This window comes from Pseudonocardia sp. TMWB2A (assembly GCF_017312135.1).
The window spans coordinates 2,123,647-2,139,482 of sequence record NZ_QKQY01000002.1 but is presented as its reverse complement, the minus strand read 5'-3'; the positions used below and the strand labels follow the sequence as shown (position 1 = coordinate 2,139,482).

Genomic DNA, 15,836 nt, shown 5'->3' with positions numbered 1-15,836 from the left:
CCATGGGATCGGCACTGTTCGACACCGTCCTGGTCGCGAACCGCGGCGAGATCGCGGTCCGCGTCATCCGTACCCTGCGCTCGCTGGGCGTCCGGTCGGTCGCCGTGTACTCCGATGCCGACGCCGCGGCCCCGCACGTCCGCGCCGCCGACGAGGCCGTCCGGATCGGCCCGGCCGCCGCCGGCGAGTCCTACCTGTCGGTGGAGAACGTGATCGCCGCCGCCCGGGCGACCGGTGCGCAGGCGATCCACCCCGGCTACGGCTTCCTGTCCGAGAACACCGCGTTCGCCGCCGCCTGCGAACAGGCGGGCATCGCCTTCGTCGGGCCGCCGTCGTCGGCGATCGAGGCGATGGGCGACAAGATCCGGGCCAAGCAGACCGTCGCCAAGGCCGGGGTGCCGGTCGTGCCCGGCTCCGACGGCTCCGGCCTCACCGACGACGACCTGACCGCCGTCGTCGCCGACATCGGGTACCCGGTGCTGCTCAAGCCGTCCGCCGGCGGCGGGGGCAAGGGCATGCGCGAGGTGCACTCCCCGGAGCAGCTGGCCGACGCGATCGCCGGTGCGCGCCGCGAGGCCCGCGGCTCCTTCGGCGACGACACCCTGCTCGTCGAGCGGCTGGTCACCACGCCGCGGCACATCGAGATCCAGGTGATGGCCGACGCGCACGGCGCCGTCGTGCACCTCGGCGAGCGCGAGTGCTCGCTGCAGCGCCGCCACCAGAAGATCATCGAGGAGGCGCCGTCGGCTCTGCTCACCCCCGCGCAGCGCGACGAGATGGGCCGCGCCGCCTGCGAGGCCGCCCGCAGCGTCGGCTACACCGGCGCCGGGACCGTCGAGTTCATCGTGAGTTCGGACCGTCCCGACGAGTTCTTCTTCCTCGAGATGAACACCCGCCTGCAGGTCGAGCACCCGGTCACCGAGGAGGTCACCGGCCTGGACCTGGTCGAGCTGCAGCTGCGCGTCGCCGCGGGGGAGCCGCTGCCGATCACCCAGGACGACGTGGTGCTCACCGGGCACGCGATGGAGGCCCGGGTGTACGCCGAGGCCACCGCCGTGTCCGGCGACGCGCTCACCTTCCTCCCCTCCGGCGGGCCGGTGCTGGACTGGACGCCGCCGCCCGGGGTGCGGGTCGACGCCGGGATCGAGACCGGCACCGTCGTCGGGTCCGACTACGACCCGATGCTGGCCAAGGTCATCGCTTACGGCGCCACCCGCGACGAGGCGCTGCGCCGGCTCGACGCCGCGCTGCGCGACACGGTGCTGCTCGGGCTCGACTCCAATATCGGGTTCCTGCGGGCCCTGCTCGCCGACGACGACGTCCGCGCCGGTGACCTCGACACCGGGCTGATCGCCCGGCGCGGCGCCGCACTCGTCGACGACACGGTGCCCGCCGACGTCCTCGGTGCGGTCGCGGGTCTCGGGCTGCTGCGCCGGGAGCCGGCCGGGCCCGTGGTGGACCCGTTCGACGTCCCCGGTGGCTGGCGGGTCGGGGAGCCCGCCTGGACGGTGAGCCGCCTGGTCACCGGGGGTGCCGACGGTGCCGTCGAGGTGCGGGCCCGCGGCCGGGCGGCCGGGTTCGACCTGGCGCTGCCCGCCGCCGATGGAGCCGCGGACGGGGACGCGGGGGACACCGCCGTCCCGGCGTCGGCGACACCCGCCGCGGCCGCCGCCCGGTGCCGCACCGCCGCCGTCGCACCGGGGGTCGTGGAGCACACCCAGGACGGCCGCACCCGCCGGTTCGCCGTCGCCGAGGGTGCCGACGGGGTCGTCTGGATCGGCCGCGACGGGCACGCCTGGGGCGTGCGCGAGCAGGCGCCGACGGAGGCCGCCGCGGCCGCCGGCGGTGCGGGCGGGCCGGTCGTCTCGCCGATGCCGGGGACGGTGACCGTCGTCGAGGTCGCCGATGGGGACGCCGTCGTCGCAGGTCAGAAGTTGGTCGTCGTCGAGGCCATGAAGATGGAACACGTGCTCACCGCCCCCGTCGACGGGACGGTGCGCGAGCTGAGGGCCCGGGCCGGAGCCACCGTCGCGAAGGACGCGGTGCTGCTCGTGGTCGAGCCCGCCACCCAGGAGGAGCAGGCATGACCACCGCCCAGGACACCACCACCGCCGAGGAGTACGAGGCGCTGCGCGCCTCGGTCGAGGAGTTCGCCCGCAAGGAGGTCGCGCCCGTCATCGGCGACCTCTACATCCGCGAGGAGTTCCCCTACGACATCACCGCCAAGATGGGCGAGATGGGCCTGTTCGGCCTGCCCGTCCCCGAGTCCTACGGCGGCATGGGCGGCGACTACCACGCCCTCTGCCTGGCCCTGGAGGAGCTGGCCAGGGTCGACTCCTCGGTCGCGATCACCGTGGAGGCCGGCGTCGGGCTCGGTGCCATGCCGATCCTGCGCTTCGGCACCGACGAGCAGAAGGCGCGCTGGCTGCCCGACCTGGCCGCGGGCCGCACCCTCGGCGCGTTCGGCCTCACCGAGCCGGGCGGCGGCTCCGACGCCGGCGCCACCCGCACCACGGCCCGGCTCGACGGCGACGAGTGGGTGATCAACGGGTCGAAGTGCTTCATCACCAACTCCGGCACCGACATCACCTCGGTCGTCACCGTCACCGCCGTCACCGGCGAGAAGCCCGACGGCCGCAAGGAGATCTCGGCGATCCTCGTCCCGGCGGGCACGCCCGGGTTCACGGTGAGCGAGAAGTACTCCAAGGTCGGCTGGAACTGCTCCGACACCCGCGAGCTCTTCTTCGACGACGTCCGCGTCCCCGAGGCGAACCTGCTCGGCGAGCGCGGCCGCGGCTACGCCCAGTTCCTGTCCATCCTCGACGAGGGCCGGGTCGCGATCGCGGCGCTGGCGACCGGGCTGGCCCAGGGCTGCGTCGACGAGTCCGTCCGCTACGCCGGTGAACGCGAGGCGTTCGGGAACACCATCGGCTCCTACCAGGCGATCCAGTTCAAGATCGCCGACATGGAGGCCCGCGCGCACACCGCCCGGCTGGCCTGGCAGCACGCCGCGCGGCTGCTCGTCGCGGGGGAGCCGTTCAAGAAGGAGGCGGCGATCGCCAAGCTCGTCTCGTCGAACGCCGCGATGGACAACGCGCGCGACGCCACCCAGATCTTCGGCGGCTACGGCTTCATGAACGAGTACCCGGTCGGGCGGTTCTACCGCGACGCGAAGATCCTCGAGGTCGGCGAGGGCACCTCCGAGGTGCAGAAGATGCTGATCGCGCGGCACCTGGGCCTGTAGCGACGATCCGTTCGGTCACCGAACGACATTCCCGTCACGCGCGTGACGACCGTGATGCGGTGCCGCGCGCGTGACGGGGGTAGACCGGTGTCATGAGCAACGAGGTCAACCACCAGGTACGGCTCGCCGCACGCCCGCAGGGCACCCCCGGCCCGGAGGTGTGGGAGCACACCACCGAGCCGGTGCCCGAGCCCGGCGAGGGCCGCATCGTCGTCCGGATCAGCCACATCTCGCTGGACCCGGCGATGCGCGGCTGGATGAACGAGGGGCGTTCGTACGCGCCCCCGGTCGGGATCGGCGAGGTGATGCGCGCGCTCGGCCTCGGTGAGGTCGTCGCGTCGAAGAACGCCGACTTCGCCGTCGGCGACACCGTCACCGGTGTGCTCGGCGTGCAGGAGTACGTGGAGAGCGACGGCCGCGGCCTGCAGAAGGTCTCCCCGACCGCGGACGTGCCGCCGGAGCGCTACCTCGCGCTGCTCGGCATGACCGGCATGACCGCCTACTTCGGGCTGTTCGACGTCGGCGCCCTCAAGGAGGGGGAGACGGTCGTCGTCTCCGGTGCGGCCGGCGCCGTCGGGTCGGTGGTCGGGCAGCTCGCGAAGGTCAAGGGCGCCCGGGTCATCGGCATCGCGGGCGGCCCCGAGAAGTGCGCGTGGATCACTGACGACCTCGGGTTCGACGCCGCGATCGACTACCGCTCCGACAACGTGTCGCAGCGACTCAAGGAGCTCGCCCCCGAGGGCGTCGACGTCTACTTCGACAACGTCGGCGGGGACATCCTCGACGCCGTGCTCGGCAGGCTCGCGATGCACGCCCGCGTCGTCATCTGCGGCGCGATCAGCCAGTACAACGCCGAGGGCGGCATGACCGGCCCGAAGAACTACATGAACCTGCTGGTCAACCGGGCCCGCATGGAGGGCTTCCTGGTCGGGGACTACATCCCCCGCTGGGGCGAGGCCGGCACCGAGCTCGCCGGCTGGCTCGCCGACGGGCGCCTGCACAGCCGTGAGGACGTCGTCGACGGCGCCGTGTCCGACTTCCCGGAGGTGTTCCTCAAGCTGTTCCGCGGCGAGAACACCGGCAAGCTCGTGCTCCGGCTGAACCGGGCCTGATCCCGACCGGCACCATGGCGGGGTGCGCCTCGCCATGGCCCGGACCGCCGTCGTCGTCTCGGGGGCGGCGATCCTCGTCGTCGAGACCCTCGCGACCCGGCTCGTCGCGCCCTACGTCGGACTGACGCTCGAGTCGACCACCGCCGTGATCGGGGTGGCCCTCGCGGGGATCGCGGCGGGCGCCTCGCTGGGCGGGCGGTGGGCCGACGAGCGCGACCCGGTCGCCGTCGCCGCGCTGATGATGGTCGTCGGCGGGCTCGGCACCCTCGCCGTACGGCCGGTGGTCCGGCTGCTCGGGCCGCTGCTCGGCGCGGGGCCCTACGCCGCCGTGGTGCTCGTCGCCGCGTCCACCCTGGTCTCGGTGACGGCGCTGGCCGCGGTCACCCCGGCCGTCACCAAGGCCCGGCTGACCGGGCTGGACCGTTCCGGCGAGGTCGTCGGCGGGCTGTCCGCGGCGGGCACCCTCGGGTCGCTCGCCGGGACCTTCCTCACCGGGTTCGTGCTCGTCGCGCTGCTGCCGGTGAGCGCGATCCTGCTGGTCACCGCGGCCGCCTGCCTCGTGCTCGGGCTCGTCCTGGCACCCCGGCGGCGGCGCTCGGACATCGCGAAGGGCGGTGCCGCGGCGCTGCTGCTGGCCGTCGCGCTCGTCGCGCTGCCGGGGCGCTGCGACGCCGACACCACCTACTACTGCGCCGCCGTCCGGACCGACCCCGCGGACCCGGCCGGTCGCTATCTGGTGCTCGACGACCTGCGCCACTCCTACGTCCGCCTCGGCGACCCCGCGCACCTGGAGTTCGCCTACACCAAGCGGTTCGCCGCGGCCGTCGACACCGCGTTCCCGCAGGGGCGCCCGGTCGACGCGGTGCACATCGGCGGCGGCGCGCTGACCATGCCGCGCTGGCTCGCCGCGACCCGCCCCGGCAGCACCTCGACCGTGCTGGAGCTGGACCAGGGCGTGATCGACCTCGGCGTCCGCTCCCTGGACGCGGGCGGGATCCCCGGCACCACCGTGCGCACCGGCGACGCCCGGGTGAACCTCGCCGCGCTGCCCGACGACTCCGCCGACCTCGTCGTCGGCGACGCCTTCGGCGCCCGCTCGGTGCCCTGGCACCTGTCCACCGCGGAGTTCCTCGACGAGGTGCAGCGGGTGCTGCGCCCGGGCGGGCTCTACGTCCTCAACGTGATCGACCGGTACCCGCTCGACCTGGTCAAGGCCGCCACCGCGACCGTCGAGTCGCAGTTCGCGACGACGATGCTCCTCGCCCTCCCCGACGAGTTCGCCCCCGGTGGCGGCGGGAACGTCGTGGTCGTCGCCTCGGACCGGCCGCTCGACCCGGCCGCCCTCGGCGCCGCCGTCGCCCGCTCCGAACCGGCCGGCACGGTCCTCGCCCCGGACCGCACCGCCGCGTTCACCGCGGGGACGCCGGTCCTGACCGACGACCGCGCCCCGGTGGACCAGCTGATCACCACCGGGCTGACGGGGTAGGGCGCCGCCCCCTCCGCGCCCCGGGGTGCTGTGCCCGGCCCGCCCGCCCCGCCCCGCCCCGCTCGGCTCGCCCTGCCCGGCTCGCCCTGCCCGGCTCGCCCTGCCCGGCTCGCCCCGCCGCGCTCGGCCTGACCTGCTCGGCCCGCCCTCGCCTTGCTCGCCCCGTCCCGCGCGGACCGCCCCCGCCCTGCTCGGCCCGCCGTGCCGCACTCCCGTTGCGGCCGGCCGGGCGCCCGCCACACCGCGCCCGCCACACGGCGCCGGTGATCCGAGCACGGACGATCCGTCGGCCTGCTGGGCCGTTCGTCGAGATGCAGCTCGGGGCGGTCCACGGACCGCCTGACGACCCTCAGTCGCATCTCGGTGGAATCAAGCCGGGCTCGGACGATTCGGTCCGTCGCTGAGCAGCCCCGGGTGAGACGGGGCCCATCGAGAGACTGGGCCCATCGAGAGACGAGGCCCATCGGGAGGCGGGGTCCATCGGAGACGCGCCCCACCGGGAGGCGAGGCCCGGCCGCGCGCGGTCCGGATCACGCTAGGGTCGGCGACGGGGTCCGGTGGGCCCCGTCGGACGATCGAGGGGGAGACGGGCGTGGCGACCTGGGAGGACCTGAAGGCCTACGTCGTGGTCCGGTACGAGATCGTCCGCCAGGGTGCGGACGAGCTGCGGTTCCGGCTGCCGACGACCGAGGACCGGGACCAGCTCGTCGTCGTGAAGCGGGTGCGGGAGGGCGCGGGCCGCCCCGGCGTCGAGGTCACCGACGCGGCGGCCGCGGTCGCCGACCCGGACCAGGAGTGGGTGCAGATCGAGTCCCCGGTCGCACGGCTCGGCGAGGTCGACCTCGGCCGCGCCCTGGAGCTCGCGGGGCCGTCGGTGGTCGGTGGGCTGGCCGCGGAGGAGGGCGTCGTGGTGTTCCGGCACTCGATCCCGCTCGGCCCGGCCGCGCTGGACGGGTTCGAGTTCCCGTTCCGCCAGGTCGTCCACCTCGCCGACGAGCTGGAGCACGCGCTCACCGGGCGCGACGACAACTGAGGCCGGGCCGTGCGGCCGCCGTCACACTTGACCTGAAGTCCGGTTCAGCTATCAGGCTGCGGGCATGGCCGACTACACGCTTCCGGACCTGCCCTACGACTACTCCGCGCTCGCCCCGCACATCGCGCCCGAGATCATGGAGCTGCACCACTCCAAGCACCACAACACCTACGTCCGGGGCCTCAACACCACCCTCGACAAGCTCGCCGACGCCCGCGACAAGGACGACTTCGGCGCCGTCGTCGGACTCGAGAAGACCCTCGCGTTCAACCTCGGCGGCCACGTCAACCACTCCGCCTTCTGGAACAACCTCTCCCCCGACGGCGGCGACAAGCCCACCGGCGATCTCGCCACCGCCATCGACGCCGACTTCGGCTCCTTCGACGGCTTCCAGGCCCACTTCACCGCCGCCGCCACCACCATCCAGGGCTCCGGCTGGGCCGTCCTCGGCCACGACCAGCTCGGCGGACGCCTGCTCATCCACCAGCTCTACGACCAGCAGTCCCAGCTCCCCGCAGGCCAGACCCCCATCGTCCTGCTCGACATGTGGGAGCACGCCTTCTACCTGCAGTACCGCAACGTCAAGCCCGACTACGTCGCGGCCTGGTGGAACGTCGTCAACTGGGCCGACGCCGCCGAGCGGTTCGCCCGGGCGCGGGCGTGACGGTCGCCGATCCGGCCGGGGGCCTGCGGACGGCGTTCCGCGGGCACCCCGCCGGGGTCGCCGTGCTCACCGCGACCGGGCTCGACGGGCCGGTCGGGATGACGGCGTCGTCGGTCGCCTCGGTCGGGGTGGACCCGCCCGCGGTGTCGTTCTCGACCGCCCGTGACTCGCGGCTGGCCGGTGCGCTCGCCGGGGGCGGGACGGTCGTCGTGCACCTGCTCGACGACACCGACACCGGCCTCGCGGCGGCGTTCGCGGTCCCGGGCGCGGAACGGTTCGGGGCGGGCGTCCGGTGGATGGCCCTGCCGACCGGGGAGCCGTGGCTGGTCGACGTGGGCACCGCGCTGCGCTGCCGGGTCCTGTCGGTCACCGAGGTCGGGGCGTCGCTGCTGGTCGCGGCCGAGGTCGTCGAGCTGCTCGGGCTGCGCCGTCGCGGCCGGCCCCTGGTGTGGGTCGGACGGGCCTACCGCGGCGTCACCGTCGAGGACGCGGACGCGGTCACAGCGGCTGCGGATGCACGTCCAGCGCCTGGTCGATCACCGTGCGCAGGCGGTTGAGCAGCTCGTCGGCCTCGCTCCAGGTGACCGCGCCGGTCGCGACGCCGTGGCGCAGCTCCTCGGCGATGGTGCGGGCGAATCCGGTGGACCAGGTGTGACGGGGGTCGATGCTCCGCATGGACGAATTTTGCCCTACGCGACCTGCGGTGTTCACCCCGGGTGCTCGTTTCGTTCACAGCGCGTGTGCGACAGGGTGGGCGAAATCGGTGACGTCTGTCGATGCACACCGCAACGACGCGGGGCGGTCCGCGGGCCGGCCGGTGACGCAGCGGCGACGACGATGGTCCGATCGGCGGGACCCGGCGCACCCGCGGGTGGTCCCGCGGCGTCGTCCCCGGGGGTCGGATCGACGATTCGCCCGGTGTGCGTCACGATGATCGCCCGGCCCCCGGGCGAATCGATCCAGACGGAGTGTGCGCGTGACCACCTCGGAGTACAGCAGCATCACGCCCGGGGACCTGGCCATCGACACGCTCGGCCCGGCCCGCATCACCTCGCCGCTGGCGCCGCTGCTCGACGCCCGCCGCACCACCGAGCACTACGTCGACGCCGGTGACCGGGTCCTGCTCGACGACACCGCCGCCGGGATCCGCGCCCGCGGCGTCGAACCGGAGGAGCTGCCGGGCCTGGAGCCGTGCGGGCCGCGCCGGCAGATCTACTTCGACCCGTCGAAGACCCGCGCCGGGATCGTCACCTGCGGCGGGCTGTGCCCGGGGCTCAACGACGTCATCTCCGGCCTGGTCCGCACCCTGACCTACCACTACGGCGTGCGCCGGGTCGTCGGGTTCCGCAACGGCTACCGCGGCTTCGTCTCCTCCTACGGCCACGACGTCGTCGAGCTGAGCCCGGAGTCGGTCCGCGACATCCCGGTCGACGGCGGCACCTTCCTCGGCACCTCGCGCGGCCCGCAGGACCCCGAGGAGATCGTCGACTGCCTCGAGCAGATGCACCTCAACGTCCTGTTCGTGATCGGCGGCGACGGCACCATGCGCGGCGCGATGGAGATCGCCAGGGTGGTGGGGGAGCGGGGGCTGCGGATCGCCGTCGTCGGGATCCCGAAGACGATCGACAACGACATCCCGTTCATCGACCAGTCCTTCGGATTCCAGACGGCGTTCTCCCAGGCCAGCGAGGCCATCCGGTCGGTCACGGTGGAGGCCAAGTCCACCCCCGGCGGGGTCGGCCTGGTCAAGCTGATGGGCCGGCACTCCGGCTTCATCGCCTGCTACGCCTCGCTCGTGCGTTCCGACGCCGACGCCGTCCTGATCCCCGAGGTGCCCTTCGAGCTGGACGGCGAGACCGGTCTGCTGAACCACCTGCGACGACGGGTGTCCCAGCGCGGGCACGCGGTCGTCGTCGTCGCGGAGGGAGCCGGGCAGGAGATGCTGCCGCCGGTCGGGCGCACCGACGCCTCCGGCAACGCGAAGCTCTCCGACGTCGGCCCCTGGCTCAAGGAGCGCATCGCCGACTCCTTCGCCGACGCCGGGATGGAGACCACCGTCCGCTACGTCGACCCGAGCTACATCATCCGCAGCGTCCCCGCGAACCCCTACGACAGCGTGTACACCGTCCGGCTGTCCCAGGCCGCGGTGCACGCCGCCATGTCCGGGCGCACCGCGATGGTGGTCGGACGGGTGCGGCGCCGGTTCGTGCACATCCCGATGAGCCTGGCCGTCAGCCGTCGCAACCAGGTCGACCCGCACGGCGACCTGTGGATGGCGGTGCTGGAGTCGACCGGGCAGCCGTGGCGCTTCGGCGAGGACTCCGGCGCACCGACCCGGGCCCCGCACACCTGACCGGGGTCCTAGTTGAGATGGGCCCGGTGCTTCATCGCCTCGGTGCGCACCTCGTCCAGCACCTCGGCGCCCGAGCGCGATCCGCGCCCCGGACCGTCCACCCAGGACTCCATCAGCCGGGCCGCCTCGTCCCAGCGGGCCTGCGCGGCGAGCACCTCGCCGAGCTCGCGGATGAGCTCCGGGCCCTGGTGGCGCAGGCCCAGCCGCATCCGGAGCACCCACTCCAGGCCGTCGTGGTCGCGGGAGCGGCCGTAGGTCGCCCGCAGGTTCTCCAGCATCCGGGCGAGGATCTGGCGGGTCGAGGTGCGCGGCAGCATGCCCGAGTCGAAGGGCACCTCCGGGCCGGCGCCCGTCGTCGCGCGGAAGAGCTCCTCGCAGCCCGCCGGGTCGAGCCGCCTGCCGCCGTCGAAGGCGTCGACGAGGCGCTGGGTGCCGGGCACCCGCACCAGGAAGTGCCCGGGCATGCCGACGCCCTCCAGCGGTACCCCGGCCCGGCGGCCCACCTCGATCGCGACGACCGACAGGGTGATCGGGATGCCGGTGCGGCGCTCGAGGACGTCGGGCAGGAAGGAGTTGCGCGGGTCGGCGTAGTCGGTGGAGTTGCCGCGGAACCCGGCCTCGGTGAACAGCCGGTGCAGCAGCGACTCGAACCCGGTGACACCGTCGGCGAGCTCGTCGAGCGTCGCGCGGGCCCGTGCGGTGGACACCGCCGCGACCTCCGGGTCCGGGGCGGCGCCGGCGGCGATCGCCAGTGCGGCCTCGTCGAGCGGCGGTTCGGGCCCGGTCACCATCCGCAGGAAGCGGGTCACCGGGTCGGCGCGGTCGTGCCGGGTCACCCCGGGACCGTACCGGGATTCACGGGGGCGACATCGTGACGCGCACGACCGTGCCCGTCACCTGACCGGGATCGTCCTCCGCGGTCCACACCTGCAGCACGTCCGACAGCTCCGAGGCCAGCCACATCCCCCGGCCACGGTTCCCGGCGACCGGCGGTGCGGCGAGCCCGGGGAACGCGAGCCGGCACGTCGCGGCGTCGCTCATCTCCGAGACCAGCCCCGCCTCGGTGCGCCACATCCGCAGGACCGGGTGACCCGACCCGTGCTCGACGCCGTTGCTGATCAGCTCGTTGACCGCCAGCACGAGGTCGGAGATCCGGCTGGGCCCCAGCCCGGACAGCTCGGCCTGCCGCTCGACGACGCGCCGCATCGACCCGAGGTCGTCCAGGGTCACCGGCAGCGTCACAAGCGCAGGCCCCAGCTCGTCCGGCGGGCACTGCGGGTTCTCGGCCAGCAGCTCGTGGTCGTCGCGCCGGCAGCCGCTCGGGACCGGGGCGCCGTCGACGAGGAACTCGTCGTGCAGGGCCCCGGCGTGCGCGCGGTCGGCCTCGACGTCGGGGAAGCAGCACAGCAGCTCGACGGGCAGCGCGCGCAGGGCGTGCGAGAGGGCGAGGTCGAGGCGGGTCCAGTAGGCGGCGTCCGCACCGGGCAGCTCGACCGGCTGGCCGACCGTGCAGACCCCGGACGCGCCGTCGGCCAGCGCCTCGCGCACCGCGCGGCTCCAGCGCCCCGCGACCGTGAACGGCGGGGCCGAGTGCATCCGGTCCGGCGTGCGGAACTCCACCCCGGCGTCGTGGCCGAGGGAGCGGCGCAGCACCGCGGCACACCGCGGGTCGACCACCACGAGCGCACGACGGCCCGCCTCCAGTGCCTCGGTCACCGGTGCGGTGAGGGCGACGGCCTGGTGTTCGGGATCCCGGTACGGCACGGCCCGGTGGACGAGGCCGTCCGGGTCGGGACGCGGGGTGGTGGTGGCGGTCATCGGCGGTCGGGGGCGGTCGGGGTCATGGGGCGTAGGCCTTCCACGTCGAAGCTGTGCCCATCTGCTCAAGGCGGCTCCTGACGGGGTGACCATAACCAAGCCGCACCGGTCGTGTGGTGCGGGGCGTGTGTGTTCGACGACGTCGCACCCCCCGGCGGCCCGCGGTGCGGTAGGGAAAGCTGGAAACGGATCACCCATCACGCACCACGAACGGAGTGACAGATGCGCGTCTTCGACGGAGTGGACGAGCTGCGGGCGGCCAAGGGGACCGAGATCGGGACCTCGCCCTGGCTGACCGTCACGCAGGAGCGGATCGACGGCTTCGCCGACGCCACCGACGACCACCAGTGGATCCACGTCGACGCCGAGCGGGCCGCGTCCGGACCGTTCGGCGCCACCATCGCCCACGGCTTCCTGTCGCTGTCGCTGCTGCCCAAGCTGGTCCAGGCCGTCTACAAGGTGGACGGGGTCAAGATGGGCGTGAACTACGGCCTCAACAAGGTCCGGTTCACCAGCCCGCTGCCGGTGGGCAGCCGGATCCGCGGCCGGGTCGAGCTGACCGACGTCAGCGACGTCCCCGGCGGCGTCCAGCTCACCATCGGCGTGACCGTCGAGGTCGAGGGATCCGAGAAGCCCGCCCTGGTCGCCGAATGGCTGACCCGGCAGTTCGTCTAGGAGGAGAGACCCCATGCGTGATGCGGTGATCTGCGAGCCGCTGCGGACCCCGGTGGGCGGGTTCGGGGGGTCGCTGCGCGACGTCCCGGCCCACACCCTGGCCGCGACGGTGATCCGCGCCCTGATGGAGCGGACCGGGCTGGACCCCGACGTCGTCGAGGACGTCGTGCTGGGCAACTGCTACCCGACGATGGACGCCCCGGCGATCGGCCGGGTCGCCGCGCTCGACGCCGGCCTGCCGGTGACCGCGGGCGGCATCCAGATCGACCGCCGCTGCGGCTCGGGCCTGCAGGCCGTGCTCTACGCGGCCGGCCAGGTCCGGACGGGTGCGGCGGAGGTCGTGCTGGCCGGCGGCGCCGAGTCGATGTCGGGCGCGTCGTTCTACTCCACCGGGATGCGCTGGGGGGTCAAGGGCGGCGGCGTCACGCTGAACGACTCGCTGGCCCGCGGCCGCGTCACCGCCGGCGGGAAGAACTTCCCGGTGCCGGGCGGCATGCTGGAGACCGCGGAGAACCTGCGCCGCGACTACGCGATCCCGCGCGCCGAGCAGGACGAGTACGCCGTCCGCTCGCACCACCGGGCCGCGGCCGCGCAGGAGTCCGGGATGTTCGCCGAGGAGATCGTCCCGGTGACCGTGCCCGGCCGGAAGGGCGACACCGTCGTCGAGCGCGACGAGCACGTCCGCCCCGACTCGACGGTCGAGAAGCTGGCGACGCTGCGCCCGATCCTGGGCAAGGACGACCCGGACGCCACCGTGACCGCCGGCAACGCCTCCGGCCAGAACGACGGCGCCGCGATCTGCGTGGTGACCAGCCCGGAGAAGGCCGCCGAGCTGGGACTGCGCCCGCTGGCGAGGGTCGTGTCCTGGGGCCTGGGCGGGGTCCCGCCCAAGACGATGGGCATCGGCCCGGTCCCGGCGACGGCCAAGGCCCTGGACGTGGCCGGGCTGACCCTGGCCGACATCGACCTGATCGAGCTGAACGAGGCGTTCGCGGCGCAGGTCCTGGCCTGCACGCGGGAGTGGAAGTTCACCGACGCCGACTTCGAGCGCACCAACGTGCACGGGTCGGGGATCTCGATGGGGCACCCGGTCGGCGCCACCGGCGGCCGCATCCTGGCCACCCTCACCCGCGAGATGCAGCGTCGCGACGCCCGCTACGGGCTGGAGACGATGTGCATCGGCGGCGGCCAGGGGCTCGCCGCGGTGTTCGAGAAGGTGTGACCCGTACCCGGGGCGGCCGTGCGCGGCCGCCCCGGCGACCGGTCAGTGCCCGGCGTTCTTCGCGCGCTCGTAGGACGCCTTGATCTCGCGCTCGGCGTCGGCCCGGCCGACCCAGGACGCGCCCTCGACGCTCTTGCCCGGCTCGAGGGTCTTGTAGATCTCGAAGAAGTGCTGGATCTCCGCCCGGTCGAACTCGGCCAGGTGGTGGATGTCGCGCAGGTGCTCCTGGCGGGGGTCGTCCGAGGGGACGCAGAGGACCTTGTCGTCGCCGCCCTTCTCGTCCTTCATCCGGAACATGCCGATCGCGCGGGAGCGGATGACGCACCCCGGGAAGGTCGGCTCCTGCACCAGGACCAGGGCGTCCAGCGGGTCCCCGTCCTCGCCCAGGGTGTCGTCGATGAACCCGTAGTCGGCGGGGTACTGGGTGGCGGTGAACAGGGTGCGGTCGAGCCGGATACGTCCGGTCTCGTGATCGACCTCGTACTTGTTCCGGCCGCCCTTGGGGATTTCGATGGTGACGTCGAAGTCCACGGTTCGTTGCTCCTTGAAGAGGGTCAGCGGTCTTGTGTCACGGCTCCACCGGATCCGGGGCGGGGCCGCTGGCCCGCCCGCTCCGGCGGTGTCGGTGCTGCCCCCTAGTGTGAGGGACCGGGTGGGCACGGGTGCACGCCGGTGAGGGCGGAGCGGGCCGATGTGGCCCGCGTCGCACCACCGTGCGGGCAGGTCGGCCGCCGGACGAGCAGGTACAGGAGGGTCCGTGGGACGCAGGCATCGCCGGCCGGAGCGCAGCTACCGGCGGTTCGCCGTGGTCGCGGTCGCGGTGATGGCACTGGCCTCGCTGTTCGGCGCCGTCGCCCTGGCCGGGCCGGACGCCCGCAGCTCGTTCGGGCTCGGCACCGCCGCCACCCAGTACCCGCCGGTCCCGATGCCCGCGCTGCGCCCGCTCACGCCGACGGCGCCGGTGCCGAGCGCCGCCGGGATCACCCAGGCCCTGTCCTCCCAGCTCGACGCGCCCGAGCTCGGCGAGGTCACCGGGGTCGTCATGGACTCCGCGGCCCCGCGCGGGGTGAAGCCGATCTGGGAGCGTGACGGCGACCGCGGCATGGTCCCCGGCTCCACGACGAAGCTGCTCACCGCCGCGGCCGCGCTGCTGTCGCTGAACCCGACCGACCGGCTCGCGACCCGGGTCGTGCCCGGCCCGTCCCCGGACTCGGTCGTCCTCGTCGGGTCCGGCGACCCGTCGCTGACCGCGCTGCCCGACGGGCAGGACGGGCTCTACCCGGAGCCCGCGCGGATCGCCGACCTCGCCGAGCAGGTGAAGAAGGCCGTCGGCCGCCCGATCACGACGGTCTACACCGACGCGAGCCTCTGGAAGGGCCCGGCCGAGTCGCCGGGCTGGGGGCCCACCGACGTCGCGGACGGCTACGTCGCCCCGATGTCGGCGCTGATGCTCGACGGCGGGCGCACCGACCCGCTGCAGCAGGACGGCCCGCGCAGCACCGACCCCGCCGCGGCCGCCGGCAAGGCGCTGGCCCGCGCGCTCGGCGCCTCCGACGTCCGCGAGGGCGTCGCCGCCGCGAACGCGCCGGTGCTGGGCAGCGTGTCCTCCCCGCCGATCGCGAGCCTCATCGAGTACATGCTCACCGCCTCGGACAACGTCACCGCCGAGGCGATGGCCCGCCAGGTCGCGGTGTCCAAGGACGGCGAGGCCTCGTTCGACGGCGCCTCGAAGGCCGTCACCGAGGCGCTGGTCCAGGCCGGCTACGACGTGTCCGGGCTGAAGCTCGCCGACGGCAGCGGCCTGTCCCGGGACAACCTGATCCCGGCCCGGCTGCTCGGCGCGGTGCTGTCCTCGGCCGCCGCCCAGTCCGACAGCCCGACCGACGTGCAGTTCCTGCGCCCGATCCTCACCGGGCTCCCGGTCGCCGGTGGTGGCGGGACGCTCGCCGACCGGTTCGGCGACCCGCGGTCGGTCGCCGGGCGCGGCGTCGTGCGGGCCAAGACCGGCACGCTGTCCGGCGCCTCCAGCCTGGCCGGGGTCGTCACCGACGTCGACGGCAGGCTGCTGGTGTTCGCGCTGCTGTCCAACGGCACCTCGCCCGCCGACGCCCGGCCCGCGCTGGACCGCATCGCGGCGACGCTGTCGCGCTGCGGCTGCCGCGGCTGACCCGGTCTCGCGCACCCGTCGTCGCGGGTAGCGTGGGGACGCATGGAGACCGACACGACCGG

At 74.0% G+C, this 15,836-nt stretch carries 15 protein-coding genes; 11 read left to right on the top strand and 4 right to left on the bottom strand.

The annotated features are described in order from the left end of the window. Positions 1-2: 2 nt before the first annotated feature. The 7 genes from DMP17_RS24770 (at position 3) to DMP17_RS24740 (ending at position 8,096) form a co-directional block, all read left to right on the top strand. Entirely contained in the window at positions 3-2,087 is a 2,085-nt protein-coding gene (locus DMP17_RS24770; RefSeq protein ID WP_337830742.1) for an acetyl/propionyl/methylcrotonyl-CoA carboxylase subunit alpha, read from the top strand. Continuing rightward, positions 2,084-3,244: an acyl-CoA dehydrogenase family protein gene (locus tag DMP17_RS24765; protein ID WP_179761627.1), complete on the top strand. Its 1,161-nt coding sequence runs from the start codon at positions 2,084-2,086 to the stop codon at positions 3,242-3,244. Before DMP17_RS24770 ends, DMP17_RS24765 begins: the two co-directional genes overlap by 4 nt. 92 nt (positions 3,245-3,336) lie before the next feature. Then, complete coding sequence (locus DMP17_RS24760; RefSeq protein ID WP_226354168.1) at positions 3,337-4,356, top strand: NADP-dependent oxidoreductase; 1,020 nt, start codon at positions 3,337-3,339, stop codon at positions 4,354-4,356. A gap of 22 nt (positions 4,357-4,378) precedes the next feature. Then, on the top strand, positions 4,379-5,842 hold the full coding sequence (locus DMP17_RS24755) for a fused MFS/spermidine synthase (RefSeq protein WP_337830741.1): 1,464 nt from the start codon (positions 4,379-4,381) through the stop codon (positions 5,840-5,842). A gap of 592 nt (positions 5,843-6,434) precedes the next feature. Next, a complete protein-coding gene (locus DMP17_RS24750) occupies positions 6,435-6,875 on the top strand; it encodes a hypothetical protein (RefSeq protein WP_226354166.1) in 441 nt (146 codons plus the stop codon). A 64-nt stretch (positions 6,876-6,939) separates the two neighbouring features. Continuing rightward, positions 6,940-7,539, top strand: a complete 600-nt coding sequence (locus DMP17_RS24745; RefSeq protein WP_337830740.1) for a superoxide dismutase — start codon at positions 6,940-6,942, stop codon at positions 7,537-7,539. Beyond that, positions 7,536-8,096 (top strand): flavin reductase family protein, encoded by a 561-nt coding sequence (locus DMP17_RS24740; RefSeq protein WP_226367872.1) that lies wholly within the window; start codon positions 7,536-7,538, stop codon positions 8,094-8,096. The genes DMP17_RS24745 and DMP17_RS24740 overlap by 4 nt, the downstream gene beginning before the upstream one ends. Here the strand turns inward: DMP17_RS24740 and DMP17_RS24735 are convergent. After that, positions 8,038-8,214, bottom strand: coding sequence for a hypothetical protein (locus DMP17_RS24735; protein ID WP_168172146.1), 177 nt, complete (start codon positions 8,212-8,214; stop codon positions 8,038-8,040). The genes DMP17_RS24740 and DMP17_RS24735 overlap by 59 nt on opposite strands. Positions 8,215-8,515: 301 nt before the next feature. On the opposite strand from DMP17_RS24735, the gene DMP17_RS24730 reads away from it, so the two are divergent. Then, entirely contained in the window at positions 8,516-9,892 is a 1,377-nt protein-coding gene (locus DMP17_RS24730) for an ATP-dependent 6-phosphofructokinase (protein WP_224401228.1), read from the top strand. 8 nt (positions 9,893-9,900) lie between these two features. Here DMP17_RS24730 and DMP17_RS24725 read toward each other — a convergent pair whose 3' ends face one another. Both DMP17_RS24725 and DMP17_RS24720 read right to left on the bottom strand, forming a co-directional pair. Next, positions 9,901-10,728, bottom strand: a complete 828-nt coding sequence (locus tag DMP17_RS24725; RefSeq protein ID WP_218622750.1) for a SirB1 family protein — start codon at positions 10,726-10,728, stop codon at positions 9,901-9,903. Between the two features lie 19 nt (positions 10,729-10,747). Then, positions 10,748-11,710 (bottom strand): ATP-binding protein, encoded by a 963-nt coding sequence (locus tag DMP17_RS24720; protein ID WP_226354162.1) that lies wholly within the window; start codon positions 11,708-11,710, stop codon positions 10,748-10,750. Between the two features lie 222 nt (positions 11,711-11,932). Here DMP17_RS24720 and DMP17_RS24715 point away from each other — a divergent pair, with 222 nt between their 5' ends. Together DMP17_RS24715 and DMP17_RS24710 are read left to right on the top strand one after the other, a co-directional pair. After that, complete coding sequence (locus DMP17_RS24715) at positions 11,933-12,385, top strand: MaoC family dehydratase (protein ID WP_226354161.1); 453 nt, start codon at positions 11,933-11,935, stop codon at positions 12,383-12,385. A 13-nt stretch (positions 12,386-12,398) separates the two neighbouring features. Beyond that, complete coding sequence (locus DMP17_RS24710) at positions 12,399-13,607, top strand: acetyl-CoA C-acetyltransferase (protein WP_226367869.1); 1,209 nt, start codon at positions 12,399-12,401, stop codon at positions 13,605-13,607. A 42-nt stretch (positions 13,608-13,649) separates the two neighbouring features. Here DMP17_RS24710 and DMP17_RS24705 read toward each other — a convergent pair whose 3' ends face one another. Continuing rightward, the gene (locus tag DMP17_RS24705) at positions 13,650-14,138 is read right to left on the bottom strand and encodes an inorganic diphosphatase (RefSeq protein WP_073576771.1); all 489 of its coding nucleotides are present in this window, start codon (positions 14,136-14,138) and stop codon (positions 13,650-13,652) included. 226 nt (positions 14,139-14,364) lie between these two features. On the opposite strand from DMP17_RS24705, the gene dacB reads away from it, so the two are divergent. Continuing rightward, positions 14,365-15,774 (top strand): D-alanyl-D-alanine carboxypeptidase/D-alanyl-D-alanine endopeptidase, encoded by a 1,410-nt coding sequence (gene dacB / locus DMP17_RS24700; RefSeq protein ID WP_226354159.1) that lies wholly within the window; start codon positions 14,365-14,367, stop codon positions 15,772-15,774. Positions 15,775-15,836: the final 62 nt, after the last annotated feature.